Raw genomic sequence first — 2,670 nt, 5'->3', positions numbered from 1 at the left:
CTTTGCTTTGCTGTGCATTGTAGTCATGGATAAAATACCAAAGGGTTCCCCAACGTGATTCTCCATTTTTTTAGAGAAAGATAGACTCTGTCTCACCAGCCGAGAAATCCTTTGTCGAAAGGTATTATTTAATCTTTCAATTTGGGAGAGTCCGGTCTCTGGATTCTTAATGGAGACATTGAGAATCTAAGCTGTCTCGTTGAACAAGGAATTTCCGATAGTGATAGGTCAAGAATCCCCCGTCACAGCGTAGCTTGACGGTGGGAGTATGTCAAAACTTGCGCTCGAACTCGATAAAATTCGTGAGGAGTATCTAGAATGATAAAATAGGTGAAGTTCAAAGCATCATTGATTAGCTATGACCACAACCTACAAGGTAGAAATTTCTCATTTAGGAACAACACAAACGATCGAAGTTAGGGAAGATCAAACTATACTACAAGCGGCCTACGATGCGGGAATCGACTTACCCAGTTCTTGCAATGCGGGCGTATGTACTACCTGTGCCGCTCAACTTTCCCAGGGTAGCGTCGAACAAAGTGATGGCATGGGATTATCCCCCGACCTGCAAAAAGAAGGCTATGCTTTGTTATGTGTGGCCTATCCTCGCTCGGATATTAAACTGGAATCTGGCAAGGAAGAAGTGGTTTATCAACGTCAATTCGGAAAACCCTAGGCCAAACTGGGGTTAAGATGACAAATTTTCGGGGGTTTCCCCCCAAAAAACCAGATTTTGAGCCAATCAGACCAGCAAATCCTAACCAATAGCTGAATGCTGACTACTCAGGGAGAACTTTTGCTCTCTACCGTTGAGGGCCGCTTTCATGAAACCATAAAAGAGAGGATGAGCTTTATTGGGACGGGAGCGAAATTCGGGGTGAAATTGGGTAGCAATAAAGAAAGGATGTTTTGGTAGTTCGATAATTTCCACCAAACGACCATCAGGAGAAGTGCCACTCACCAGATAACCAGTCTCGAAAAAGAGACTACGATAGGCATTATTGAACTCGTAACGGTGACGATGGCGCTCATAGATAACCTCTTGACCGTAGAGGGAGAAAGCCAGACTATCGGGATTTAAACGGCAGGGATAGAGACCTAAGCGCATTGTTCCCCCTAAATCCACCACATCTGCCTGTTCTGGCAGTAAATTAATCACTGGATTCGGTGTATCTTCTTCAAATTCGGAACTATTAGCCCTTTCTAATTGGGCCACATTGCGACCCCATTCGATAATCGAACACTGCATCCCTAAACAGAGACCCAAGAAAGGAATATTATTGACCCTAGCATACTCGATCGCCTTAATTTTGCCATCCACACCCCTAATACCAAAACCACCGGGTACAACAATACCGTCAACACCGCTTAAATGAGCTTCGGCCGAATCATTATCCACATCTTCAGCACTTACCCAACGCAATTCTATCTCGCTATCAAGGGCAATAGCAGCGTGTTTGAGGGCCTCTACCACCGAGAGATAAGCGTCCCCCAACTGCACGTATTTACCCACGATAGCTATCTCTAATTTTTGACCGGGGGATTGCATCTGTCGGATGAGATTTTCCCACTCCTCCAGATGGGGGTATCGGGGACCCAGGTTTAATAATTCTAGGGTTTGTTGCGCTAATCCCTCTTTTTCCAGATTGAGGGGAACTTCGTAGATACTGCTGGCATCCTGAGCGGTAATCACCGATTCCACCGGCACATCACAGAAAGCTGAGAGTTTTTCTTTTAACCCCGGTTGTAGGGGTAGATGACAACGACAGACTAACACATCCGGTTGAATGCCGATCGATCTTAATTCCTTGACCGAGTGTTGCGTCGGTTTAGTTTTCATCTCCTTGGCGGCCGGAATCCAAGGAATTAGGGTAACGTGCATATAAACTACGTTATTTCGACCCACATCCTTCCTAAATTGCCTAATTGCTTCTAAAAAAGGCAAAGATTCGATATCTCCCACCGTACCACCAATTTCTGTGATGACAATATCGGGGTTGGTATCTTTGGCCACCCGAAGAATCCTTTCCTTGATTTCGTTGGTAATATGGGGAATTACCTGCACAGTTCCCCCCATATAAGCACCACGACGCTCTTTATTCAATACCGCTTGATAAATCGAGCCGGTAGTCACGCTATTGAGACGGGAGAGTTCCGTATCGGTAAAACGTTCGTAGTGGCCAAGGTCGAGGTCGGTTTCAGCCCCATCATCGGTGACAAATACCTCTCCGTGTTGAAAAGGACTCATCGTACCTGGATCCACGTTGATATAGGGGTCTAATTTCAGAATTGAGACGGAATAATCCCGACTTTTCAACAATCTTCCTAAACTAGCGGCGACAATTCCTTTCCCAATACTGGAGACGACTCCCCCGGTGACAAAGACAAATTTACTCATAAAATTTTTCCTGCGATCGATTATACCCGGCAAGGGGTGAGAGTTTTCGGGATGCGGCGGTGTCATTTTCCCAGATTTCATTTTGACATCCTCGCCGCCGTAAACGGACGGCGATTCCTCACCACGCCACTTTTTTAGAATGGTCGCTGAATGGGGTTGACGCGACCCGGGATGCTGCTTCTTTAACAGAAGTCTTACGCTTTCCGACCCGTCCGTTTAAAGTCTCCGAATGTCCTCCGGCGACCTTGATATTTACCGCAGCGTTTACATCT

The 2,670-nt window shown here is 46.0% G+C and carries 2 protein-coding genes and 3 pseudogenes; 2 read left to right on the top strand and 3 right to left on the bottom strand.

The genetic code is table 11. From position 1 onward, the window contains the following. Positions 1–159: pseudogene (locus tag IM319_RS16255) on the bottom strand (IS1 family transposase); the annotation flags it as partial. Between IM319_RS16255 and IM319_RS16250 the strand changes: the two are divergent. Both IM319_RS16250 and IM319_RS16245 read left to right on the top strand, forming a co-directional pair. Further along, positions 142–258: pseudogene (locus IM319_RS16250) on the top strand (transposase); the annotation flags it as partial. The pseudogenes IM319_RS16255 and IM319_RS16250 sit on opposite strands and share 18 nt — an antisense overlap. Before the next feature lie 100 nt (positions 259–358). Further along, positions 359–676 (top strand): 2Fe-2S iron-sulfur cluster-binding protein, encoded by a 318-nt coding sequence (locus tag IM319_RS16245; protein ID WP_158200850.1) that lies wholly within the window; start codon positions 359–361, stop codon positions 674–676. An 81-nt stretch (positions 677–757) separates the two neighbouring features. Here the strand turns inward: IM319_RS16245 and pyrG are convergent, their stop codons facing one another. Together pyrG and IM319_RS16235 are read right to left on the bottom strand one after the other, a co-directional pair. After that, positions 758–2,398 carry a glutamine hydrolyzing CTP synthase gene (gene pyrG, locus IM319_RS16240; protein WP_287736277.1) on the bottom strand — a complete coding sequence of 547 codons (1,641 nt, stop codon included), beginning with the start codon at positions 2,396–2,398 and terminating at the stop codon, positions 758–760. A gap of 118 nt (positions 2,399–2,516) precedes the next feature. After that, positions 2,517–2,670: pseudogene (locus IM319_RS16235) on the bottom strand (RNA-guided endonuclease TnpB family protein); the annotation flags it as partial.

The sequence above is a fragment of the Microcystis sp. M113S1 genome (genome assembly GCF_020246945.1).
Taxonomy (GTDB): domain Bacteria; phylum Cyanobacteriota; class Cyanobacteriia; order Cyanobacteriales; family Microcystaceae; genus Microcystis.
Note: the sequence above shows the minus strand (reverse complement) of the source record. Positions and strands in the feature narration are given on the sequence as shown.

Excerpts from the sequence above, each read along its gene's own strand:
- IM319_RS16245 (WP_158200850.1), top strand. The coding sequence starts at position 359 with ATGACCACAACCTACAAGGTAGAAATTTCTCATTTAGGAACAACACAA.
- pyrG (WP_287736277.1), bottom strand. The coding sequence starts at position 2,398 with ATGAGTAAATTTGTCTTTGTCACCGGGGGAGTCGTCTCCAGTATTGGG.